Origin of the sequence: Providencia sp. 2023EL-00965 (assembly GCF_033550225.1) — a bacterium.
GTDB lineage: Bacteria > Pseudomonadota > Gammaproteobacteria > Enterobacterales > Enterobacteriaceae > Providencia > Providencia manganoxydans.
The window spans coordinates 127,860-153,196 of the sequence record NZ_JAWUEH010000012.1; the positions used below are offsets into that span (position 1 = coordinate 127,860).

The window sequence follows — 25,337 nt, forward strand, 5'->3', positions numbered from 1 at the left end:
TGTATTTATCAATACAGATAAATATTTATTACACGCATTAAATAGCCATACTCAAAATAATTCGAGATAAGGTCGACAACACACGAAAATAGACGGAGCATAAATAAACCATATGATCCGGCTAGCTGAGTATAGTCCCCCCTAAAATTCAAAGTATGACAAATATAAACAATCCTTTGCGCTATAAATCCTTGTAAAAACCAAATAACAAGTTCGTTGCATTTAAAAAATAATCATTAATATTAAAGTCACCTTATCTCACCAATAAATACTCATCAAATGACCAATCAAAATAAGATAACCAATATTATTAATGATACCTTGTTAAAAGTTTGTTATTTTTAAATACTAAAATGATTATTGTTTAAAATTCATAAATTGGTGTTCAGGCAAAGAATGCCATAGAGATTGGAGCCATTTCCCCCCTCCACCATTTTGTAATTTTTCACTCGTTAATACTTCTTCAAGTGACCCATTGCGTAAAAGTGCAATACGGTCGGCGAAACGTACAGCCATCGCAAGATCATGTGTTACCCACAAAATACCTTTTCCATCTTGGCAAAGTGACTTGATATGTTCCAATAGCTGGATTGCATGTTCATCATCCAACCAAGAAGAAATCTCATCCGCTAAGATATATTCAGCACGCGATAATGTCGCACTACAGGCTAAAACACGTTTTGCCATTCCACCTGATAATTGATTTGGATAATTATTCACCACACTGGATTGCAAGTTATATTGCTGCAAATGCAGTGCTACATCGTGCATTTTGATATGCTGCCCACTTAACACGGCCGCCCTTTCGAGTTGAGGGCCGATTCTAATTAAGGGGTTTAGAGCACTGACACCCTGTGGTATATAACATAAAGAATTACCACGATACTGCTGCTTGTTTTTTTCAGTTAGCTTATTACCATTTAAAACAATATTGCCATGACAACGCATATTCTCTGGTAATAAACCTAAGCCACTTTGTAACAATAGGCTTTTACCTTCACCACTGCCCCCCACTAGCGCAACCATCTCACCGGGGCGAACATCCAATGAAATATCATTCAATAATGGCTGCCAACGTTTTTTTCCAAGCCAACGAAACTGTGCAACATCTACGGTTAAATGATCAAAACTTAACATCATACTCCCCTTAACCATAAGTTTTGGACAGATTTGGCAAACTGGTCAAATAACAGTACCAATCCAACTAATGCAAGACCCGGAAACATCGCTAACCACCAAGCACCTGTACTTAAATAACGCAGCGCATCAGATAGTAAAATGCCTAATGATGGCTCATGTGGTGACAAGCCAAAACCAAGAAAACTCAATGCAGCGCTGTGTAAAATTGCATGTGGAAACATCAATAATGTTCCAACCATCCACTGCGGTAAAATCATCGGCAGATAATCATATCGGCAACGATATAGTGCACTGTTACCAATCCGGCGCGATAACATGATGTAATCTGCTTGTTGTACTCGCAATAACTCAGAACGTAAGATAAGCGTTAATTTTGGCCAGTGAGTTAATGCAACCGCCCAAATGACTCCCGCTTTTCCACCGCCTAATGTAAAACAAATCAAGATCAGCAACAGCAAATGTGGCAGTGCTAATAATGAATCGATAATGCCACGCACGATATAATCCATCGTTTTGCTAAATGACGATAAGCCCGCCATCACAACTGCGATTAAACCACTCGATACCGCTGCCGTCGTTCCAATCTGCAAACTGGTCGCTAAACCTTGAAATACGCGATCCCATAAATCACGCCCTAAACTATCAGTACCGAATAAATGAACTAATGAGGGCGCTTGACGGCGATCTAATAAATTCACTTCGACATCAGTCTGTGAAAGCCACAAGGCATAAATGGCTAACACGCATAAACACACTAAAGAAATTATTAACTTCAGTAAAGCTCGGTTTGGGTTATAGGTCATGACTCTCTAATCACTCCCTGATTAATCTTTTTCAATAACAAATCTGAAAGGCTATTGCTGAAAAAGATCACCACTGCACACAACATCACAATCCCCATGAGCAATGGAATATCCCCCCGTAGCCCTGCATCAATTGTCGCTTGCCCTAAACCAGGGTAAGCAAATACCTTTTCAGCCAATAATGCGCCGCTGAGTAATTCCCCCACCGAAGCAAATTGCAAACACATCGCGGGTGTAATTGCATGTTTTAAGATATGAAAACTCATCATTGGCCATCCTTTATCACCCTGCGCTTTCGCATAGTGAATGAACTCGCTATTCATCACTTCCGCCACTTTAGAGCGCGTGTGTAAGGCGATATTTCCAACACCCAGCAGCCCTAGAGCGATCACGGGCAGTACTAAATGATGGATTTTTTGTGACCATGTCGCTGTTTGTTCGTCTAAACCGATTGGCCATGCACAACAAATTGGCGCCCAATGCAACGAAACAGCAAATAATGACAGTAATAATAATCCTATCCAAAACACAGGGATCGACGCTAATAGGTAAGATAATGTTGAAATCACCCTATCTGGCCACCGGTTAAGGTAACGTCCCGCAACCAATCCCAAAGCAAAACCAATAATCCCTGAAAATAACCACGCTGATATCAATAATGCTAATGAAGGCGCTAATCTATCGGCTATGACTTGTGATACGGGTGTGTTATAGAGCATCGAATAGCCCATATCACCTTGTAATAGCTGCGAAAACCAACGCCAGAACTGCATCCATAATGGCTGGTCAAGCCCCCAACGAGCAGCAATCAGTGGATACTGCTCAGGGGGTACATGCATTAAATCATTACCAATATAAGCTTTTATCGGATCAATAGGTGAATAGCTTAAGAGAATAAAAACCCCTATCGCTGTCACCAACAGCAAACAAATAAATCGCAGTAAAAGCCCTATTGTTGTACGCATTATTTACAGGTCCAAGCCCAATCATCAACGTTATTCAGTACAGACCAAGAACCATGAATTTCAGGTGCACCTTTGCCTAATTCAACACAATTATCTAATAAATAAATGTGTTGAATATTCATCAACCACGCCCAAGCTGCATCACCTTGGATACCTGTTCCTGTTTGACCATTCCAATCCACTTGTTGCCATAATGGAATTGCGGCTGTTTGGTCTGGCTGGCGCAACGCCTCTTCGATGATTTCATCAATAGCTGGATTTTTATAATAACCAGGGTTGTAGAAACCAACACCCGCAGCCTTACTGCTATAGTTATGAACCAGTTCCATTGGGTCGAGGCTACCCCAACCAAACAATGTTGGGTTGGCATGCATGTAACGCTCAACGGTTTCCCAACTTCCTGATTTCAGATCCATCTCAATACCAATAGGTTTCAAACTTGCCCTTACCGCTTGAGCTAAATCACGACGCGTAGTATCACCGCTCGCATACCAGAGAGTCAGCTTAGCAACCTTACCGTCTTTTTCTCTTAAGCCGTCTTTATTTAATTTCCAACCAGCCTCTTCTAAAATCGCTTTCGCTTTTTCTACATCACCATCTTTAAACGATGATTTTGGGTTATTCCAAGGTAATCCTTCAACCCCTGTGTAGGCAGGGATAGCAAATCCTTCAAGTACCGATTCAGACAGCAATTTACGGTCAATCACATAGTTGATGGCTTTACGCACCGCCACATCGGAGGTGATATCATTACCAATTGGATTGCCTTGTGCATCTTTTTCACCTGCTGGAGGAATAGGGAAAGAGATCCCTCTATTCTCTACACTATGACGTTCAACCAATTTCATATCTTTGACATCTTTTGCATTCGCTGCGATAGCCGCAGGGATGCGCACGATATCAAGTTGACGACTTTGTGCCGCAGCGAAAGCCGAGTCTTCATCAAGGAATACGAAGACCATCTTATTAAAGTCGTTTTTTGGGCCTGCATAGTATGGGTTTTGTTCAACGATCAGTTGCTGTCCCGGTTGAAATTCAACTAAACGATATGGACCTGCACCAATCGGATTATGTGCATACTTTTTAGCATCGTACTTATCGGCAGAAACAATACCTAATGAACCTAATACGTTAATAAAGGTACTTTGTGGTGATGATAATGTAATCTTAACGGTTAATGGGTCAATCGCTTCAGCGTTAGCAAAGTTCCCCATATCCACTTTACCACCACTTGCAGCGGCATTGTTATAGGTGAAAACCACATCTTTTGCTGTTAATGGTGAGCCATCAGAAAATTTTAAATCTTTCTTTAATGTTAGCGTCCAAATTTTACCATCATCAGAATGTTCATATTTCTCAAGCATATAACTATGCCATGACAAATCTGCATTCTGTTTTAACAGCGGACTATGAAGAAGCATATAGCTGCCATGACTCCAGCCTAACATAGGGTCAAAACCTTCTGTTGGTTCAGAACCAATAGCCAGACGTAAAGTATGTTCTGGTGAAGTAGAATCGGCTAGAGCACCCATAGATAGCCCCATTAAGCATGCGGCTTGGATTGCTGTTGCTAATCTCTTTTTCATATTATCCTCTTTCTATTTCGTTCATTTTTATAATAATGTTATTTAATAATAGGTTAATCAAAAACTAAGCCACCGAAGTGGCTTAGTGACTAAACTCGACTAAACACTAGTTAGATTTTTCTCTATACGCATCTTCATCAAATTCAGTGATATCTAAATCATCACCAACAGTCTGTTGATTTACTTTGACTGGGGTAAATTTATTAATGATCCATAGAATTAATAATGTAAATACGAACGACCATACACTAGTAAAGACAACAGCAACAAGTTGCTTCACAATTTGCATACCATTGCCTTCAAGTAAACCTGCTGGTCCTTTAGGGTTCCAAACTGTGGAAGCAAATACCCCAACTAAAATAGAACCTGTGATCCCGCCTACACCATGCACACCAAAAACATCCAGTGCATCATCTAAATGACGTCTCACTAAAAACACAAAGAAATAACAAACAAGACTTGCAATAATACCAATGATTGCCGCTGAGCCGATTGATACATAACCCGAAGCTGGCGTGATCGTTGCTAAACCTGCAACGGCACCGGTTAAGAAACCAACTAATTTTGGCTTACCTGTATGCAGACGTTCAATAATAAACCAAGTGACTGCTGCAAAAGCCGCAGCAATATCCGTGGTTAAAAATGCAGACACCGTGACTGTATTTACTTGCAACTCGGAGCCCGCGTTAAAGCCATACCAACCAAACCACAGTAAAGCAGCACCTAATGCAATATAAGGAATATTATGGGTTCCATCTGAGGGTACCATCCGTTTGCCGACATACAGTGCGGACGCTATCGCAGCAAAACCGGCTGTTGCATGCACAACAATCCCACCCGCAAAGTCAACAACGCCCCACTTAGCAAAAATTCCCTCGGGACTCCATACCATATGAACAAATGGGCAATAAACAAATAACGTCCATAAGGTCAAAAAGATCAGATAAGCAGGGAAGTTAACTCTATTTGCAAAAGCCCCTGTTATTAATGCAGGTGTAATAATGGCAAACATCATCTGATAACTGAAATGTACCAGTATTGGTAACCCGCCATCATTCCCTGTATACATGGTTTGGGGACTGACGTTATTTAAAAACGCATAATAAAATGGATCACCAATGATCCCATTAATTGATGGACCAAAAGATAATGAATAACCGACAACAAACCAAATAATCGCCACCCATCCCATAGAGAAGAAACTTTGGGACATTATGGTAATAACACTTTTACGAGAGACTAGGCCGCCATAGAAAAAAGCCAGTCCTGGAGTCATTAACATAACTAAACTTGTACACAGCAGCATAAAGGCCGTATTTGGAACATCCAAAACCGACAGTATATTTTCCATAAACTTTCTCACACTAGATAGTCATATATAAATCAGTGAACTTATTATTTATAAAATAAGCCCATTTGTAATATTAACCTACCTATATAATAGAATAAGCACAACGATTATCAACAATATTATTTAGATCATTCAAGATTCATCTTCAACGATCATCTCAATGTAATAATCATTACAAATACAAGGGAGTTATCATGATAATACTCACATTATGTTAATAATAAGTTATATTAATTAAATTAATGTGCCTAATGGCTAAAAAAGAACGAATTAGTCTATTTTGGACTATCTTTATTGGACCAATAAAGGATAATGAAAGTCTATTCTCTTAAAATAACTAAATGAAATCTAAACTAAATAGTGAATAAATTTCATTCATTGTTAAAAGAGACAAAATAACATTTTGTCTCTGCTAGATTAAGAATTTAATAACGATATTTAGATTATTTTATAATTACCCTAATAAAAAACTAGAGTATACACAAATAACAACAGATATGCGTACAGATTAGATAAATCACTCGATAGATTTAATACGCAAAAATAAACTTGATATATATCAAAAATAAGTATTCTTATTAAATATATTATTATTGTGTTTGTATTATTGACATAAAAATAAATATATTAACAATATTACTCTGTTGTTCTCTTGTAAAAAATTAAATATAGTTTAATTATTTTAATAGAATAAATGCTTGATAATTGCCATTATCCAGATACTAATAGTTGAGTATTAAAATCATCTATTTTAACCCCTAAAAACAGAAATAACTAAACTGTTTATTTTAAATAGTCTATATATGACTAACATAGCTATATTACTTCAATATAGCCTAGCCATGGAGTGTATTATCAATACTTATCTAAACTACCTAATAATATTAAGACGCATCGCACATCGTTGTTCAGCGTTAAAACCTGCATTCACTTCTTGTTGCAATATAGATGCTAAGTCAGTAGTTAATTCACTCGCTTCTACTATCGAAAAACCTAATCGCTGGTAGTAAGGTGCATTCCATGCAATCTCGCGGAAAGTGGTTAGCGTGACAGAACGAACCCCTTCCAGTAATGCGAACTCTACTACTTGTTGGATCAATCGACGTCCGACACCTTTCCCCTGCCAAGACTGACACACCGAGACTTCACAGATATGAAGGCTCTCTTGCAATCGTTCGATATTGATAAAAGCGACTGGCTGATCGTTATTATTGACAGCCACCCACTCCATTTCTTGAGCTATATAATTAAGATGATCTTGTTCTGATTGCACATCATCATCAGCAATCCAACCTAATTCAAGGTGACCACGAAATGTTTGTGCTGCTGAATGTTCAATAGTCGGTAAGATCGCAGCATCAGAAGGAACGGCTTTACGAATTGAAAACATTTTTTGCTTCATAATAAAAAAGAGGGATCCCCCCTCTAGACTCGTCATACCTCATGTTGCGGTAATTTTCGTTAAGGTATAGTGATCGCATTCACTACTTGTCTAGCCGCACCTCGAATTATTTAGAGTATAGGGGGTGTTGACGAAGCGAATAAAAGCCTGTTTTTTCCGCTTCTTTATTTAAAAAAATTAGATGTGTTTAGCGCACTTCATCTAAGAGTGATTTCCACATGCCTAGTACTAATACTTGATCTGGAGGGGTTAACTCGCCACCTTTAATCGCTTGTTGAATACTGTCTTCTACACGTTGATAGAGAGCATCTGCGCTAGTTTCTTGTTCTTCTTCAAGTTCAGCTACAGCAAGGGTTAAATGCCCACGCAAATAGCCGCCGGCAAATAATTCATCGTCACTTGCGTGTTCGACCATATCATCAATTTTTGTCAGTATGCGTGTTTCAAAATCCGCAAGCATGCTTTATCCTTACTGTCGTTAGTGTATCTATATTCATCATACTTCAAGTTGCAGCGCTTTACGTTAATACAAGGTAACTGCGCTCATTTGCACCAATCATCGACTTGTGTATACGCCTAGCCACACCTCAAATTATTTTGAGTATATTAGGAGAAGATATCTTCCGGATAAGGAAAATCTTCTGCGCAAAGAGGTGGGGTATTGTAAAACGTTTGTAGCGCCTTCACAAAGCGTAATGGCCTTTCAGGAATACCATTTGCTAAATATTCCATCACTTGGCGATGAACTTTGCGTTGAAATGCGATACGGTCAGGCTCAAAATCCCCTTCTAAGTTATCGCAACTCACATTAAAAGGGATCCCAGCGGCAACACAAAATAGCCAATCGAATGATTGAGGCTTAACCTCAACCACCTCAAACTCGCCTTGTGTTTTTTCATCACGGCCATCAGGGCAATACCAATAGCCATAATCAACCTGTTGGCGCCGAGCCTCTCCCGCAATACACCAGTGAGAAATTTCATGCAAAGCACTCGTAAAGAAACCATGAGCAAAAACAACACGATGATATGGCGTATGCTCATCCGCAGGTAAATAAACAGGCTCGTCATCACCTTTAACTAATTTCGTGTTGTACTCTTCTCCGAAGCATTCTTCAAAAATATCTATCAACTGCTGATAATGATGTTTAGTCATGAAATTCAAATCATTTTAAAATAACGAAATAACCCAAGCCTTGATTGCATCACCATGACTATCATGGAGCAATTTAATACTCATTAACAAAGAGATGATCACTATCATCGGTCGGATCAGTTTTTGTCCTTTAGTCAGCACTAAGCGAGCACCCAATCTCGCGCCAACCATTTGGCCAACAAGCATAACAAAGCCTAGTGCCCATAAAACATGACCTCCGATAATAAAAAATATCAAAGATCCAGAATTTGATGCAAAATTAAGTAATTTCGCATGGGCTGTCGCTTTCGCAAGGTTGTAACCTAACAATAAAACATAGCCTAGTGCTAAAAATGATCCCGTTCCTGGTCCAAAAGCACCATCATAGAAGCCGATTGTCATCCCAATAGCCACACCAAAAATCGGAATACTAATACGCTGTTGGCGGTCTTGAGCGCCCAATGATGGTGTTAACAAGAAATACAGCCCGACACAAATCACCATGATGGGTAATAGCTGCTTCAGAAAGTCAGTATTAATCATTTGGATAACAATAGCACCAGCCATAGCGCCAATGACTGTCATAATGAAGGGAAATATTTGCTCGCGTAAATTGATAGCTCTACGCCTGACAAAGTACAACGTAGACGAAAAAGAACCGCCCACCGCTTGGAGTTTGTTGGTGGCTAACGCTTCGACAGGCGTGATCCCCACAGACAGTAATGCAGGTATGGTTAATAAACCGCCCCCACCTGCAAGCGAATCAATAAATCCCGCAAACAACGCAACACAGAACAGCAGCAAATAGACTTCAGGTGCAACAGCGGTCAACCAATCCATTTTTAATCCAAATAACAATATTGCTAGCAATATGTAATATACATTATGACCTATGATCACTCAGTATTACTGCCTAGATGAATATGTTTAAGCAGGTATCATCCAAACCTTTATACTGTCATCCTTCAAGTGCAGCACTTTGAGTTATCAGAGTATACACCGTATAGACTCTAAATAATTCTATACTCGTCATACTTCAAGTTGCAGGGTTGTTGACTACGCTCAGCTAGGCGACAAATGAATGAGTCACTAAGAGCATAGTCACCATACCTCAACGCAAAACGCGGCAACTTTGAGTATGACAAGTATAATGATAATTAAGCAAAAGGCTTCATCGTCGGAACAACATCTGCACATTGTCCACGGTGACGCAAATAGTGATCCATTAATACAATCGCCATCATCGCTTCCGCAATTGGCACGGCACGAATACCAACGCATGGGTCATGGCGACCTTTAGTGATCATTTCAACTTCTTCACCATCACGGTTTAACGTTTTACCCGCTACCGTAATACTCGATGTCGGTTTCATTGCGATATGTGCAATGATTGGCTGACTACTGCTGATCCCACCAAGAATACCGCCAGCATGGTTTGAGCTAAAGCCATCACGAGTAATTTCATCGCGATTTTCACTGCCTTTAAGGCCAATAACCCCAAAACCATCACCAATTTCTACACCTTTTACTGCATTGATACTCATCAATGCATGGGCAAGATCGGCATCTAAACGATCAAATACAGGTTCACCTAACCCAGCTGGCACATTTTCAGCCACCACGGTTACCTTTGCACCGATAGAATCCCCTTCTTTCTTTAAGCCACGCAATAGCTCATCTAATGCATCAAGCTTACTTGGATCAGGGCAAAAGAACGGATTTTCCTCAACGATAGACCAATCTTTGATTTCGCACTCTACTGTCCCCATTTGGGTTAAGCAGCCTCGAATAACAATACCCAGTTTTTCATGTAGGTATTTTTTGGCAATCGCACCTGCCGCAACACGCATCGCGGTTTCACGTGCCGAAGAGCGGCCACCACCACGATAATCGCGCTGGCCATATTTTTGCTCGTAGGTGTAATCTGCATGACCCGGTCTGAATACATCTTTGATCGCACTGTAATCTTGTGAGCGCTGATCGGTATTTTCAATCAGTAGACCAATACTGGTACCTGTTGTAATACCATTAAACACACCCGATAAAATTTTCACCTGATCCGGTTCACGACGAGCCGTAGTATAACGCGAAGTTCCGGGACGACGGCGATCTAAATCCCCTTGTAAATCTGCTTCTGTCAGCGCTAATCCCGGCGGTACGCCATCAATGATACAACCTAAAGCCAAGCCGTGAGATTCACCAAATGTGGTCACACGAAACAGTTGCCCTATTGAATTTCCAGCCATGCCAAATCCCTAGTTCTTATTAAGCGATTGTTATTGTGATGTTGTGATTGTTTAGAATGCCGCGCAATATCCACTTAATCAATATAAAGTTGGAATTGAGCATGATGTTCCAATAATTGATCACGGGTTAACATAAACACACCATCACCACCATATTCAAACTCTAACCAAATAAACGGAACGTCTGGATATTGTTCGATAAGATGCACCATACTATTACCGACTTCGCAGATCAGTACCCCTTCATCAGTGAGGAAACGTGGTGCATTGGCTAAAATACGGCGCGCAAGTTTCAACCCATCACTGCCTGCTGCCAATGCTAATTCAGGCTCAACACGGAACTCTTCTGGCAAGTCATCCATATCTTCCGCATCCACATAAGGTGGGTTAGTCACGATCAAATCATATTTAACTTCTGGCATATCCCTAAATAAATCAGAACGAATTGGGATCACGCGATGTTCTAACCCATGATTAGCAATATTTTGCTCGGTGACAGCCAGTACATCAGCTGAAATATCGACGGCATCCACTTCTGCTTCAGGGAACTCATAAGCACAGGCGATAGCAATACAACCACTACCAGTGCACATATCAAGAATAGTTTGTGGCTCGTCCGCAACCAAACCAACAAAATGGTTATTTATCAATTCGCCAATTGGTGAGCGGGGAATTAACACTCGCTCATCAACATAGAATTCGTGACCACAAAACCATGAGCGATTAGTCAGGTAAGCCACAGGGATACGCTCATTGATACGACGCAGTACACGTTCAATAATACGATGACGCTCCGTTGGTGTCAGGCGCGATGTGAGTAGTTCATCCGGTATATCAAGCGGTAAATAAAGCGTTGGTAGTACTAATTGTAACGCCTCATCCCAAGCATTATCGGTACCGTGACCATAATAAACATTGGCTGCATTAAAGCGGCTCATTGTCCAACGCAAAATATCCTGAATGGTATGAAGCTCAGCAACAGCTTCATCAACGAAGATCTTTTCCAAGAAGTGTTTCTCCTGACTGTATATCGAAAGTCTTCAAGTTTGCCACGAAGTGAGACACAAATCAGCAGATTAATATAATTAAATCGTGAAGGAATAGATAAAGAAGACAATTAAAAAAAGCACATGCCCTCATAGGATGAGAGCATGGCCAAAATTAAATAAAGAGATTAATTATTCGACTGGTTCAGCGTTATAATTTGGCTGAGTATCCGCTTCTGGTTTTTTCACCCACAAAGCATATGCACCTGTTAAAATAACTAGCCAAACAATACCAACATATAAGGCAATACGGGTATCTTCGAAATAACCAAGCACCCCAAATATGAACAGCATAAAAATTATGGCAACTACAGGGCCGACAGGCCATAGCGGTACAGGGAACTTCAGTGAGGCAACTTGTTCTGGCGTCATTTTTTTGCGCATCGCCACCTGTGATACTAATATCATTAACCAAACCCATATAGTGGCAAAGGTAGCAATTGAAGCAATCACTAAGAACACTTTTTCTGGGATCAGATAGTTAAGTACCACACCCACTAACAGGACAAGCGACATAACCAATACCGTCATCCATGGCACACCATTTTTGGTTAACTTAGTGAACGCTTTCGGTGCTTGCCCTTCATGAGCCATACCAAACATCATACGACCTGCGCCAAAGATATCACTATTGATCGCGGATATCGCTGCGGTGATCACCACAACGTTTAAAATATTCGCCGCTGAAGAAATACCTAAGCTATCAAATATTTGTACAAATGGGCTACCTTGAGAACCAATTTGATTCCATGGGTAAATACACATTAAAACAAACAGTGTCAGAACATAGAATAGCAGGATACGAATCGGTACCGCATTGATAGCACGAGGGATCGTGACATCAGGATTTTTAGCTTCACTTGCCGTGATCCCAATCACTTCAATTCCACCAAAGGCAAACATCACCACAGCAAAGGATGCGATCACACCTCCAATTCCATTTGGCATAAAGCCGCCATGCTCAAACAAATTTGAAATTCCAACGGCGTGATCGGAAGCCTGACCAAAACCAAACATCATGATTGCAGCACCACCGACAATCATTGCGACAATCGCCACAATTTTGATGATAGAGAGCCAAAATTCCATTTCGCCAAACACTTTTACATGGCACAAATTAATGGCGCCGATAAAACAGATAATACCTAGCACCCAGATCCATTGAGCGACCTCAGGGAACCAAAGCTTCATATAAAAACCAAATGCGGTTACGTCAGCTAAGCAAACAATTAGCATTTCAAAAACATAGGTCCAACCTGCAAAAAAACCTGCACGTGGCCCCAAATAATGGCTCGCATATTGTGAAAAAGAACCTGCAATCGGGTTATGAACCGCCATTTCCCCCAATGCCCGCATGACCATAAAAACCGCAGCTCCACCTATAATATAAGCAATTAATACCGCAGGACCTGCGGTTTCAATTGCCTTGGCTGAGCCGTAAAACAGACCTGTACCAATCGCTGCCCCGAGGGCCATAAACCGGATGTGACGCGCAGAAAGTCCACGCGTAAGTTTTGTTGTGCTTTGCATGATTTATCCTTCGTATTATAGTTTTAATTACGTTAGTGCAGATAAATACCACAAGCGGTCGATACATTGCCGACCGCTTATTATTTGCGTGATGTATTATTTAGAGAAGACTGCTCCCTCAGAGAACAGAGTTGATAATTTATGTTCTGCAATCAGGTTGATTGCAGCATCGATATCGGGTGCAAAGTAACGGTCTTTATCATAGTACGCCACTTTATCACGCAATGTTTTACGCGCTTTTTCTAATGTTTCACTTGATTTTAGTCCCTCACGGAAGTCCATTCCTTGACATGCTGACAGCCATTCAATGGCTAAAATACCTGTCACGTTTTTGGCCATTTCCCATAAACGGCGGCCTGCCGCTGGAGCCATAGACACATGGTCTTCTTGGTTAGCTGATGTTGGTAAGCTATCCACACTCGACGGATGTGCTAATGCTTTATTCTCACTCGCCAATGCCGCAGCGGTCACTTGTGCAATCATAAAGCCTGAGTTAACACCACCGTTATTCACCAGAAACGGCGGTAACTGCGACATATGTGTATCCATTAATAACGCGATACGGCGTTCCGATAATGCGCCTATTTCAGCCAGTGCTAAGGCAATATTATCTGCCGCCATCGCGACTGGCTCTGCGTGGAAGTTACCACCTGAAATAATGTCACCATTATCAGAAAAGACTAATGGGTTATCAGACACCGCATTGGATTCAATTAAAATCACGTCAGCAGCTTGACGAATTTGAGTCAAACAAGCTCCCATCACTTGTGGCTGACAACGTAATGAGTATGGGTCTTGTACTTTGACACAATTAGCATGTGATTGAGATAGCTCACTCGTCGGCGTTAGAATTTCACGGAATAAGCCAGCAACATCGATTTGTCCTTTCTGCCCCCTCACTTCATGAACTCGAGCATCAAACGGTTTACGAGATCCTAATGTTGCTTCAACACTCAACGAACCACAGACAATACCGCTGAGCAGAAGATTTTCCGCCTCAAACAACCCTTTCAAAGCGAAAGCTGTCGATACTTGTGTCCCATTTAACAGTGCCAATCCCTCTTTTGCTTCCAATTTTAGAGGCTTCAGTCCTGCTTTTTCGAGTGCCGATTTCGCACTGATCCATTTACCTTGGTATCGTGCTTTACCTTCACCCAGTAACGTTAAACTCATATGCGCAAGAGGCGCTAAGTCACCAGATGCTCCTACAGACCCTTTAGCAGGGATCAGAGGATAAACTTGATGATTGACCAAAGCGACCAAAGCTTCAATCACCTCCAAGCGAATACCTGAAAACCCACGAGCCAAACTATTAATTTTTAACACCATAATCAGACGAACTAACTCATCATCAAGTGGCTCACCAACCCCAGCGGCATGTGACATAACAATCGAGCGTTGCAACGATTGGAGATCTTTCGTCGCAATACGGGTGTTGGCTAGCAAGCCAAACCCTGTGTTGATGCCATATGCCGTTTTATCTTCTGCAATAATTTTATTAACAGTGGCAACACTTTTTTCTATCGCAGAGTGTGCACGTTTATCTAATGTGACAGTTACTGGTTGTGCAAGAACAAGGCGCAAGTCATTCAGTGTCATTTTTCCTGGATGGATAGTTAACTTAGTCATTAATTGCACCTCTTAGCGTGTTTTGATCATGGGTAAATTAAGATTTTTTTCTTGCGCACATTTAATCGCAATATCATAACCAGCGTCAGCATGGCGCATAACACCGGTTGCAGGGTCGTTATGTAGAACCCTTGCGATACGTTCAGCAGCTTCATCGGTACCATCGCACACAATAACCACCCCAGAATGTTGTGAGAAGCCCATACCTACACCACCACCATGGTGTAATGATACCCATGTTGCACCACTTGCTGTATTTAATAGCGCATTCAGTAATGGCCAATCTGATACCGCATCGGAACCATCTTTCATTGCTTCAGTTTCACGGTTTGGACTTGCCACTGAGCCTGAATCAAGGTGATCACGACCAATAACGATAGGTGCTGATACTTCACCACTGCGTACCATTTCATTAAATGCCAAGCCTAGTTTTGCTCTATCACCTAAACCAACCCAGCAAATACGAGCTGGTAAGCCTTGGAAACTAATGCGTTCACGAGCCATATCTAACCAACGATGAAGGTGTTTATCATCAGGTAATAGCTCTTTGACTTTGGCATCCGTTTTATAAATATCTTCAGGGTCACCCGATAACGCTACCCAGCGGAATGGGCCTACGCCACGACAGAATAACGGGCGAATATACGCAGGTACAAAACCAGGGAAATCAAATGCATTTTTAACGCCCATTTCAAGGGCCATTTGGCGAATATTATTACCATAGTCAAACGTTGGAATACCTTGTTTTTGGAACGCTAGCATGGCTTTTACATGCTCAGCCATTGATGCTTTGGCTGCTTTTGTGATGCCTTCAGGATCTTTCGCACTGCGCTCGCGATACTCTTCCCAGCTCATACCAATTGGTAAGTAACCATTGAGGGGGTCATGGGCGCTGGTTTGGTCAGTGACCATATCGGGACGAACACCACGTTTTACTAATTCAGGAAGTACTTCAGCCGCGTTAGCACATAACGCGATCGAAACCGCTTTTCCTTCTGAGGTGTACTTTTTAATACGCGCTAATGCATCATCCAAATCAGTCGCTTGCTCATCGACATAGCGCGTGCGCAGGCGAAAGTCGATACGGCTTTGTTGGCATTCAATGTTTAATGAACATGCACCTGCCAATGTTGCCGCGAGTGGCTGAGCGCCGCCCATACCACCTAATCCAGCGGTCAATACCCAACGCCCCGTCAGATCATCATTAAAATGTTGGCGCCCTGCTTCAACAAAGGTTTCATATGTCCCTTGAACAATCCCTTGGCTACCAATATAAATCCAGCTTCCCGCAGTCATTTGACCATACATCGCTAGGCCTTTCGCATCCAATTCATTGAAATGCTCCCAATTGGCCCAATGCGGTACAAGGTTTGAGTTCGCAATTAATACACGAGGTGCATTTTCATGGGTTTTAAAAACCCCCACGGGTTTACCTGATTGCACTAGCAAGGTTTCATCGCTTGCTAATTCTTTTAGAGTTTCGACAATTTTGTCGTAGCACTGCCAGTTGCGTGCTGCTCGGCCAATACCACCATAAACCACTAACTCATGTGGGTTTTCTGCAACGTCAGGATCTAAGTTATTCATAAGCATGCGCAAAGGGGCTTCGGTTAACCAACTTTTTGCGTTGAGCGTGTTGCCTCTCGGAGCTCTGATATCACCATTTCTGTATTTATTATTTATCGTTGTCACATTCATACCCTCTTTCGATAGATTCAGTCTGTACTGATAATGTCTTGCTATAGGTATAGTTGTATATACATGTACAATCAATACCCATTTTAACATTAAATTTAGGATAGGAAGACGAGGAAAATAAAATAAGTCATTATTTATTAGCCAGTTAGACTGATTTTACGCAAAGTTGATGGTGAATAATTCTTCTAAATCTGCCAGTGAGATCACATTAGATTTACAATTAATTCACATTAATAAATTGAATGACCTATTGGAGGAATTCAGGAAAGTAAACAGAAGTGAGTTTAATTGACAGATAATTAAATGCACTATTTTTCAAAAAGATAAATAGCAAGCAACCTTAATATCAAGCGTTGCTTACTATTCCTAAGAGGTAAAATGCCCTTTTAGCTTATAGCGATTGCCGGGAAATAATAATTTTGTACTTGTCACAACAAATGATTGAGACCACGTACGTCGCGATATCAATAAGCAAGAGGAGCCGATAGCAATGTTCAACAATTTGGCGGCTCGTTCATCAGCTTCTATCGCTTCAACAATATGTTCTCCTTCCGTCAAGGGTGCAACCATTGACAAATAATCATGAGGAGTAATAGCTGAAAAATTTTGTTTTAAATAATCAGGAGCCGCTAGCGCATTAACATAGCGATCTTCTATCTGTACAGCTACCTCATTTTCATAGTGAACAATGATAGAATGAAATACCATTGTATCCGCTGAAATGTTCAACTCAGCAGCAAGGGAAACCGATGCAGGAACCTGTTCTAATCTTATGATTTTACAACTGTAGTTATGGCCTCTCGCTAATATTTCCGCTTCAATGCTATGGATCTCAAATAACGCTGATTGCCCCTTTGGCTCGGCAACAAATGTACCGACCCCTTGCACACGCACCAATAACCCTTCAGCAGTTAATTCTCTCAATGCTCGATTAGCCGTCATTCGACTACATTCAAATTGTTTTACCAGTTCTGATTCGGAGGGGACACGGTCATTAGGTTGCCATTCTCCATTATGGATCTTTTCCGTAATCAGCTGTTTTACCTGTAAGTAGAGCGGAACAGGGGTGTCCCTAGGACTTTTTTTATTTGCCGTCACAATTTTTTCCATTAAAAAAGTAAAATATTAAGCTCGCAATAAAATTGGCAAGAGCTACCTTGGCACTATCGAGTTATATACTCGCCATACTTCAAGTTACAATACTTTTGTTAAAGCTCGTGGCTACCCCATCATACTGATTATGCTCTTAGGGACTGACACACTTGTCACCTAGCCATCGCTCAAATTATCTAGAGTATACAATCAAGTAGCCAATATTTTGACCGTCGCAAATAAAATCTAATCTCCTGCAAAATAGCCTTAAGAGAAATAACTTACCTATCTATATTATCAGTTTTGTATGGCGATATAAGAATTTTATGACTTAATAACCAACCAATACCATTAAACATTATGGTGACTAATATTTCCTTGATAAACACGCATATATAAAGGCTGGCTACCTTGCTCATAAATCATCTCAACGGGATCAATAGCATTCCATACCACAAAGTCCGCCTGATATCCCACTTTTAACTGCCCATGGGTATCCTCTCGGCCTAATGCTTTCGCAGCGTGACATGTCACACCGGCCCAAATTTCTTCAGGTGTTAATCTAAACAATACCGCTGCCATATTCATGATCATACGCAATGACGCAAAAGGGCTGGTTCCTGGGTTAAAATCTGTCGATACGGCCATCGGGACCTTGTGTTCACGTAACAGCTCAATTGGTGGTAATTTAGTTTCCCGTAAAAAGTAAAATGCCCCCGGTAAAAGTACCGCTACCGTTCCACTTTCTTTTAAGGCACGAATACCATTGAGATCAAGATACTCAATATGATCAACCGATAAGCCTTTAAAACTTGCGACGAGCTCACTACCACCGAGATTGGACAGTTGCTCTACGTGCCCTTTTACTGGAATACCTAATTTTTGTGCTGCGGCAAACAGTTTATGGCTTTGCTCCAAAGAAAAACCTACACTTTCACAAAACACATCAACGGCTTCAAATAAACCTTGCTGCCACAAAGCTGGCATAATCTCATTACAAATAAGATCAATATATTCGTCAGCTTTATCTTTATATTCAGGGGGAACGGTGTGAGCCGATAATAATGTAGAACTGACGCTAACGGGGTAAGAGTCTGCGAGTTTTTTAGCGGCTAATAATTGCTTTTGTTCGCTGACAAAATCTAAACCATAGCCTGATTTCATCTCAATAGTCGTAACACCCTCACGGATCAATGCCTCTAGCCGAGGTTGAGAAACCTGAAAAAGCTGCTCCTCATCCAATGAACGAGTCGCACGCACCGTTGAGTTAATGCCCCCTCCTTGCTGACTTATCGTTTCATAAGAAACGCCATTCATGCGTTGCTCCCATTCCGCCGCACGATTACCACCAAACACTAAATGTGTATGACAATCAATCAAACCCGGTGTCACTAAGCGCCCTGCTAAATCCACAACGTGGCAATCTGTAGTATTAAGCGATCCTGCTGGAACAATCGCTACAATCAGATTGCCGCGTGTCACCATATCAACATTTTCTAGCAATCCATAAGCAATATCAGACTGCTGATCCATGGTTGCAATACGGCCATTTTGCCAGATGACATCTTGAGCTAGGGTTTTAAATGACATAACAAATCCTATGGTTTAAAAATGCATTGAATGTTGCAACAAAACAACAGGTATAGATATGTATATACAATTAGACAAAACAACGTGATTTGTCAATGTATACTCGATAGTTTAGTTAAAAATTTGTTATTTTAGTCTTAGAAATTACGCCTCTAACAATAAGAGACAAAAATAGGTTAAACTTAAAGAAATATAATTATCTAAAAAAGACAGTTAATATAATGAAAAACAAATTTGGGTTAAATGATGATGATATTCATCTGTTTAAAGAAGCCATCCAGGGCGCAAAGAAGATAAAACAAGATCAAATTTTACATACACCTATTCGTGCCAAAGTGACTCAACCATCGAGTAAAAAAGTTCAACAAGAACAAATTGATGCAACATTTTATTTTTCTGATGAGTTCCAACCTCAATTAGAAGATGAAGGCCCTACTCGCTATCTAAAACCCGGCGAAAGCCCTTACGAATTAAAAAAGTTACGCCGTGGAGATTACGTTCCGGAACTCTTTCTTGATCTACATGGCTTGACCCAAATGGAAGCTAAGCAAGAAATTGGCGCATTAATTGCGGCATGTAAACGTGAAAATATATTTTGTGCTTGTATTATGCATGGCCATGGTAAACATATCCTAAAGCAACAAACACCGCTCTGGTTGGCACAACATCCAGATATTATTGCCTTTCATCAAGCACCTAAAGAATGGGGAGGTAACGCTTCAATTCTGTTACTCATTGAAACCCAAGAAAGCATCAGACGTTAGACCCATTAACTTAAAGTAGCCCCTTAGGGGCTAGTTAACTATTGGTTCATTGAGAATAATTGTGATGGACTAAGCATCCAGTCTAAATGAGCTTTATGGTGCCCCACATCGATTTCAATACAAGCGATTGAGGAAGTAATAAACATAGGTGGTGCCTCATGTGGACACAACTCAGAAACTAAATAACCAACTAATGGCAAATGAGAAACGACTAATACCGCATTTGCTCCCGTCACTGCGAGATCACGAATATGATCAGCTACAAATGTGGCATTCCCCCCCGGGGTCAACATCTCCATTACTTCTGCCTGCATAGGAAGGCTTAAATTTTCCCTAACCACCTGTAGCGTTTGTTGCGCCCGCAAATAAGGACTGACAAGTACATTATCAATTGCTGGGTTACGTTTATTCAACCACTGAGCCATCAATGCTGAGTCATCTCTTCCCTTTTGCGTTAACGCTCTCGCTGCATCACTGGCAGCCTGTAATGCCGCGTCACCATGACGCATAATATAAACTTGCATAATCCACCATTTGGGTTAACTAAGTCACCAGACTCGCTAACCTTATTTATTAAAATACCTTTATATATCAAATGATAATATTCTATTGAAGCATTATTCATTCACGCAAAACAACCTAACTAAGCTTCAAATTATTGAAAATACAATTGTTGCAAAAATCAGCATTAACCACACCGAATGTGTGATTCTGCATCAAACCATTTAAAAATAAAATGACTTAAGTAGTTTTTTTGTTTTTAGTTTGTCTGAAATATATCTAGATTTTGCAGTCAACTTAACGTTACTGTTTATCCTATCTTACCTACTTTGTGATGCTTTCATTTCCCCGACAATTAACCATAAAAAAACCCGATGTTTGCTATAACAAGCAAATTCATCAGGTTTTTTATTAGGTTAGCGCTCTATTTGTTTGATCCTAGCCTGACTCACTACACTTAGAGCATTATCCTTTCCTCGCTATCCAATGTTCTACTCAGAGAAGAATTGCTCATTATTTTGTGCCATTTGACACAATCGATCGCAAGGTCTGAATTTTTCACCATATTTTTCAGCTAAGTTATTCATCGTATCAACTGTTTTTTGAATACCCAAGCTATCCATATAGCGGAAAGGACCACCAAAGAATGGCGGAAAGCCAATTCCAAATACAGCACCGATATCTCCATCACGTGCATTTTGAATAATTTTTTCATCTAAGCATCGTACCGCTTCATTCAACATTAACATCACACAACGTTCTGCAATATCAATTTTGCTTAAATGATTTTGTGGATGAATACCCACTAATGAATAAAGGCTCTTATCAACTTGGCGCTTATGAGCCTTTTTCCAAAAGAATAACTTAGATGACGCTTGATGCTCATACAAATAAAAACCTTTACCATTTTTCTTACCTTTACGACCATCTTTATTCACTTTATCTAAAAGTTCAGGAGCCATAAAACGCTCTCCAAAACGCTCGACGAGTATAGGAAGAATTTTTGTCCCTACATCAATACCCACTTCGTCTAACAGATTGAATGGCCCTACAGGAAACCCAAAATCAACTAACGCGCTATCAATATGTTCAATTGACTCACCATGCATTAAACACTCAGCCGCTTCACATAGATAAGGCGCTAAAATGCGGTTAACATAGAACCCTGCGTCATCACCAACGACTATTGCTGTTTTACCCTGCTTTTTAGCTAAAGCGACCGCCGTTGCAATAGTTTGAGCATCTGTCTGCTGATGAGGGATCACCTCAACTAAAGGCATTTTATCTACAGGGCTAAAATAATGTAATCCAATCACTTTTTCCGGGTGTTTGGCTTTTTCTGCAATCTGATTAATAGGTAATGATGATGTATTTGAAGCAAAAATAGCATGGCCTTTAGTCACATCTTGGATCTCCGCAACCATTTTTTGCTTTAATGTAAGATCTTCAAATACCGCCTCAACAACGATATCAGTATGCTCAAAACCTTGATAATCGAGAGTACCTGATATTTTCGCCATGACTGCATCACGTTCACGAGCAGACATTCGCCTTTTATTCACGCGCTGAGTTAGCCGATCCCAGCTATAACGCAGTGCTTGCGCTACACCGCTCTCATTAATGTCTTTGATACGAACAGCAAGATCACCTCGCATTGCAGTAACATAAGCGATCCCTCCGCCCATCAAACCACCACCTAACACACCTATCTGTTTAAATTTAGCAGGAACCGCTGCTGAACCCGTTTCATTTTTTAATGAAGTTGTCGCAAAAAAGAGGCTGCGCAATGCTGCCGATTGTGGGGTCATCACTAGCTCACCAAAAGCTTTTGCTTCCGCATCATATCCCGCTTTAGCCCCTTTTTCGACCCCTGTTCTCACAACTTGAATTATCTTCTCAGGTGCTGGATAGTGCCCTTTGGTTTTACGCATCACCGTCTGTTTAGCCGTTGAAAATACTTTATTGCGTAATAATCTACTGCTTAACAACCTTTGCTGCCAATGGATAGGAGCTCGCTGAATTTTACCTTTCTTTGCCATTTGAATAGCAACATCCAGCAAAATAGTTTCAGGTACGACATCATCCACTAGTCCGATTTTTTGAGCTTGCTTAGCGCGTAACTGCTTACCTGTCAGCATCATATCTAATGCACTAGGAATACCCACTAATTTAGGTAACCGCTGTGTTCCACCAGATCCTGGAAGTAACCCAAGTTGTACTTCAGGTAGACCTAGTCGTGTTTTATCATCATTCGAGCAAACCCGTGCGTGGCAAGCTAATGCCAGCTCTAAGCCCCCTCCTAAGCAAGCCCCATGAATAGCAGCAATGATAGGCAATGGATAATTTTCTAATTTATCAAATAAAATATGACCTTCTCTTGAAAGTTCACTGGCTTCTTCTTTACTCGTGCAATTAGCAATCATGCTAATATCAGCACCAGCAATAAAGCTGTCTTTCTTCCCAGAGGTGATCACCAGCCCTTTCAAGCCTGATGTTGATTGTGCCTGCTGTAATATGGAAAGGAATTGCTGGGCAAATTCAGCCTTTAAGGTGTTCACTTTTTCGTTAGGGACATCAATATAAATCACCCCTACAGTTTGCGAATGAACTTCAAGACGAAATGCCCCCTTAGCGATTTCACCTTGCATTTCTCGCGGAGAATAATCAGTCATTATTCCACCTCCAAAATCATTGCTGCACCTAAGCCACCCGCTGCACATGCGGTTGTTAGACCAAACCCACCGCCACGCCGGCGAAGTTCATGAAGTGTTTGCGTTACCATACGTGCACCTGTCGCAGCAAAAGGGTGTCCATAAGCAATAGAACCACCCAAAACATTAAATTTATCCATGTCCACTTCACCAATTTCTTTGGTTAATCCTAATTTTTCTTGTGCAAATTGGCGACTTGAGAATAATTTAAGATTTGCCAGCGTCTGAGCTGCAAATGCTTCATGCATATCAATTAAGGTGAGATCTTGCAATGTCAGCCCTGCACGTTTCAGTGCAATCGGCGTTGCATAAGATGGTCCTAGTAACATATCTTGCCAAACATCAATCGCAGAAAAAGCAAAGCTACGAATATAACCTAATGGTGTATAACCTAATGCTTTTGCTCGCGACTCTGTCATCATTAGAACAGCAGCCGCGCCATCCGTTAATGGAGTACTATTCGCCGCGGTAACAGAACCATGTTTACGGTCAAATGCAGGCTTTAATTTTGCATAAGAAGATAAAACTGAGTTTGTACGAATATTATTATCTTGAGTAAACGCTTGTTTGAAAGGTGGCATATAAGCGGTCATCACCTCTTGCTCTAATACACCACTTTCCCATGCTTTCGCCGCCAGCAAATGTGAACGATGAGCCAACTCATCCTGTTGTTCACGGCTAATATGGTAGCTTTTAGCCATTTGTTCAGCGGTATCCCCCATACGTAACCCTGTAGAATACTCCGCGACTGCTGGTGCAACGGGTAACAAATCCTTTAAACGTAATTTCGCGATAAGGGATAATTTTTGGCCTAACGATTTAGCTTTACTCAAAGAAAGTAGTGTTGCAGCTAATTTTTTGGATACGCCAATTGGTAAAACTGAAGAGGAATCGGCGCCACCGGCAATACCAACGGAGATATGGCCAGCCATCATACTTTCAGCAATATTGGCCATTGCTTGAAAACTGGTTGCACAGGCTCGTGAAACGCTATAAGCATCCGTTGAAACACTCATACCCGTCCCGAGCACAATCTCCCTTGCAATATTTGGAGCAGCAGGCATTTGCACAACTTGCCCAAATACCAACTGCTCAATCAACGCTTTCTCAATACCACTTCGGTTGAGTAATTCAGCAACCACCGCTTTTCCCAAATCAACCGCGGCAACCCCTTGGTATGCTGTCGCTTGTTTAGCAAAAGGTAGACGTAGACCACTCACAATCGCGATCCTTTCTTTTGCTGAATAATTACTTTCGCCATGATGGGAAGTTTGATTCATGGTAGCTCCCGCTAAAATTTTCTAGCTTATAGACCCTACAGATATCGTCGTTGTTTACATTTAGGTGTAATGAATAGATATGCACCTAAAAACCTAATTTAATAGCGATACTTTCACAACTGTTGAACCCTAAGAGGTCTGACCTGTTATTATTGTTAACATAAAGGTTACATTCAGAAAACCGTGATATTGAGAAAATGCGAGCTTGCACACAACTTAATGAGTATCAATGAAAGATTGGAACAATTAAGGTAGGAAATAGATATTGCAAGAAAATAAAGAAACCTTCACTATTGTGCAATAAAGCAACAGCGAAGGTCGCAAATAGTTAATCAGTTGATTGATTAGCGTAGGCCCAATTGAAAAATCAGACTTTCTGCTTCACAGCTAAATGTGAAATCTGCTGATAGCTCAACACCGCCCTCAACATTCACTATCGAATGTTTGATGATACAAGGGTCTGATTCAACTGATTTAGCTTTTTCTGTTAACTGTTTCAACATGGCTTCCGCTTCTGCTTGGCTTGCGAAAACATGCTGATATGATGCAGTACAATCTTTGTTATCTAAGATTGTGCCCACATCCACACAACAGCAAGCAGCTGTCTCTTCTGCGCTACAGCGCTTAATCGCATCAGTCATTTTATTCTCCAAATCAACAAACTGTTAAGCTGCTATCATAACGCCGAAAAACAGCGAAAAACCAGTGTATACCAAAGCTATCACCGACTATCTGCTATAAGTTTGATCTAACCCCATAAATTACAGCTATAAGTAAAATTGTCACCATTCAATGTTGCAATTTTGTTAAACGCATCGCAATTTTGAAAACAATTCAGAGATAATTGTAAAACATACTTGCAACACATG

Annotated in this window: 21 protein-coding genes; 1 reads left to right on the forward strand and 20 read right to left on the reverse strand. The window is 40.8% G+C overall.

Going from position 1 to position 25,337, the window contains the following annotated elements; all coding sequences use genetic code 11:
- Positions 1 to 357: 357 nt before the first annotated feature.
- The 16 genes from SC428_RS15560 to hutI form a co-directional block, all read right to left on the reverse strand.
- On the reverse strand, positions 358 to 1,137 hold the full coding sequence (locus SC428_RS15560; protein ID WP_140186593.1) for an ATP-binding cassette domain-containing protein: 780 nt from the start codon (positions 1,135 to 1,137) through the stop codon (positions 358 to 360).
- Positions 1,137 to 1,943 carry an ABC transporter permease gene (locus SC428_RS15565; RefSeq protein ID WP_070929177.1) on the reverse strand — a complete coding sequence of 269 codons (807 nt, stop codon included), beginning with the start codon at positions 1,941 to 1,943 and terminating at the stop codon, positions 1,137 to 1,139. Before SC428_RS15565 ends, SC428_RS15560 begins: the two co-directional genes overlap by 1 nt.
- Positions 1,940 to 2,908: an ABC transporter permease gene (locus SC428_RS15570; RefSeq protein ID WP_070929176.1), complete on the reverse strand. Its 969-nt coding sequence runs from the start codon at positions 2,906 to 2,908 to the stop codon at positions 1,940 to 1,942. The genes SC428_RS15565 and SC428_RS15570 overlap by 4 nt, the downstream gene beginning before the upstream one ends.
- The gene (locus SC428_RS15575) at positions 2,908 to 4,494 is read right to left on the reverse strand and encodes an ABC transporter substrate-binding protein (RefSeq protein ID WP_070929175.1); all 1,587 of its coding nucleotides are present in this window, start codon (positions 4,492 to 4,494) and stop codon (positions 2,908 to 2,910) included. The genes SC428_RS15570 and SC428_RS15575 overlap by 1 nt, the downstream gene beginning before the upstream one ends.
- 106 nt (positions 4,495 to 4,600) lie before the next feature.
- Positions 4,601 to 5,845: an ammonium transporter gene (locus tag SC428_RS15580; RefSeq protein WP_070929174.1), complete on the reverse strand. Its 1,245-nt coding sequence runs from the start codon at positions 5,843 to 5,845 to the stop codon at positions 4,601 to 4,603.
- 871 nt (positions 5,846 to 6,716) lie between these two features.
- Positions 6,717 to 7,235, reverse strand: coding sequence for a GNAT family N-acetyltransferase (locus tag SC428_RS15585; protein WP_140178702.1), 519 nt, complete (start codon positions 7,233 to 7,235; stop codon positions 6,717 to 6,719).
- A 199-nt stretch (positions 7,236 to 7,434) separates the two neighbouring features.
- Positions 7,435 to 7,707 (reverse strand): YfcL family protein, encoded by a 273-nt coding sequence (locus tag SC428_RS15590; protein ID WP_070929173.1) that lies wholly within the window; start codon positions 7,705 to 7,707, stop codon positions 7,435 to 7,437.
- A gap of 146 nt (positions 7,708 to 7,853) precedes the next feature.
- Positions 7,854 to 8,402, reverse strand: coding sequence for an elongation factor P hydroxylase (locus SC428_RS15595; protein WP_070929172.1), 549 nt, complete (start codon positions 8,400 to 8,402; stop codon positions 7,854 to 7,856).
- Between the two features lie 15 nt (positions 8,403 to 8,417).
- The gene (locus SC428_RS15600; protein ID WP_140178704.1) at positions 8,418 to 9,221 is read right to left on the reverse strand and encodes a TSUP family transporter; all 804 of its coding nucleotides are present in this window, start codon (positions 9,219 to 9,221) and stop codon (positions 8,418 to 8,420) included.
- A gap of 317 nt (positions 9,222 to 9,538) precedes the next feature.
- Positions 9,539 to 10,627 (reverse strand): chorismate synthase, encoded by a 1,089-nt coding sequence (gene aroC, locus SC428_RS15605; RefSeq protein ID WP_070929170.1) that lies wholly within the window; start codon positions 10,625 to 10,627, stop codon positions 9,539 to 9,541.
- A 74-nt stretch (positions 10,628 to 10,701) separates the two neighbouring features.
- A complete protein-coding gene (gene prmB / locus SC428_RS15610; RefSeq protein WP_070929169.1) occupies positions 10,702 to 11,634 on the reverse strand; it encodes a 50S ribosomal protein L3 N(5)-glutamine methyltransferase in 933 nt (310 codons plus the stop codon).
- A gap of 171 nt (positions 11,635 to 11,805) precedes the next feature.
- Complete coding sequence (locus SC428_RS15615; RefSeq protein ID WP_140187295.1) at positions 11,806 to 13,203, reverse strand: amino acid permease; 1,398 nt, start codon at positions 13,201 to 13,203, stop codon at positions 11,806 to 11,808.
- A gap of 96 nt (positions 13,204 to 13,299) precedes the next feature.
- Positions 13,300 to 14,832: a histidine ammonia-lyase gene (gene hutH / locus SC428_RS15620; RefSeq protein WP_070929168.1), complete on the reverse strand. Its 1,533-nt coding sequence runs from the start codon at positions 14,830 to 14,832 to the stop codon at positions 13,300 to 13,302.
- A 12-nt stretch (positions 14,833 to 14,844) separates the two neighbouring features.
- Positions 14,845 to 16,530, reverse strand: coding sequence for a urocanate hydratase (gene hutU / locus SC428_RS15625; RefSeq protein WP_175442559.1), 1,686 nt, complete (start codon positions 16,528 to 16,530; stop codon positions 14,845 to 14,847).
- A gap of 366 nt (positions 16,531 to 16,896) precedes the next feature.
- Positions 16,897 to 17,640, reverse strand: a complete 744-nt coding sequence (gene hutC / locus SC428_RS15630; RefSeq protein ID WP_070929167.1) for a histidine utilization repressor — start codon at positions 17,638 to 17,640, stop codon at positions 16,897 to 16,899.
- A gap of 333 nt (positions 17,641 to 17,973) precedes the next feature.
- Positions 17,974 to 19,212 carry an imidazolonepropionase gene (gene hutI / locus SC428_RS15635; protein ID WP_318708665.1) on the reverse strand — a complete coding sequence of 413 codons (1,239 nt, stop codon included), beginning with the start codon at positions 19,210 to 19,212 and terminating at the stop codon, positions 17,974 to 17,976.
- A 221-nt stretch (positions 19,213 to 19,433) separates the two neighbouring features.
- Here hutI and smrB point away from each other — a divergent pair, with 221 nt between their 5' ends.
- Positions 19,434 to 19,976: an endonuclease SmrB gene (gene smrB / locus SC428_RS15640; protein WP_140178711.1), complete on the forward strand. Its 543-nt coding sequence runs from the start codon at positions 19,434 to 19,436 to the stop codon at positions 19,974 to 19,976.
- Between the two features lie 38 nt (positions 19,977 to 20,014).
- Here the strand turns inward: smrB and sixA are convergent, their stop codons facing one another.
- From sixA to SC428_RS15660, 4 genes are all read right to left on the reverse strand, one after another.
- Positions 20,015 to 20,500: a phosphohistidine phosphatase SixA gene (gene sixA / locus SC428_RS15645; RefSeq protein WP_070929165.1), complete on the reverse strand. Its 486-nt coding sequence runs from the start codon at positions 20,498 to 20,500 to the stop codon at positions 20,015 to 20,017.
- Between the two features lie 468 nt (positions 20,501 to 20,968).
- Positions 20,969 to 23,149 carry a fatty acid oxidation complex subunit alpha FadJ gene (fadJ, locus tag SC428_RS15650; protein ID WP_412544704.1) on the reverse strand — a complete coding sequence of 727 codons (2,181 nt, stop codon included), beginning with the start codon at positions 23,147 to 23,149 and terminating at the stop codon, positions 20,969 to 20,971.
- Positions 23,149 to 24,468 (reverse strand): acetyl-CoA C-acyltransferase FadI, encoded by a 1,320-nt coding sequence (fadI, locus tag SC428_RS15655; protein ID WP_070929163.1) that lies wholly within the window; start codon positions 24,466 to 24,468, stop codon positions 23,149 to 23,151. The genes fadJ and fadI overlap by 1 nt, the downstream gene beginning before the upstream one ends.
- Before the next feature lie 344 nt (positions 24,469 to 24,812).
- Positions 24,813 to 25,109, reverse strand: a complete 297-nt coding sequence (locus tag SC428_RS15660; RefSeq protein WP_081336000.1) for a YfcZ/YiiS family protein — start codon at positions 25,107 to 25,109, stop codon at positions 24,813 to 24,815.
- Positions 25,110 to 25,337 lie beyond the last annotated feature (228 nt).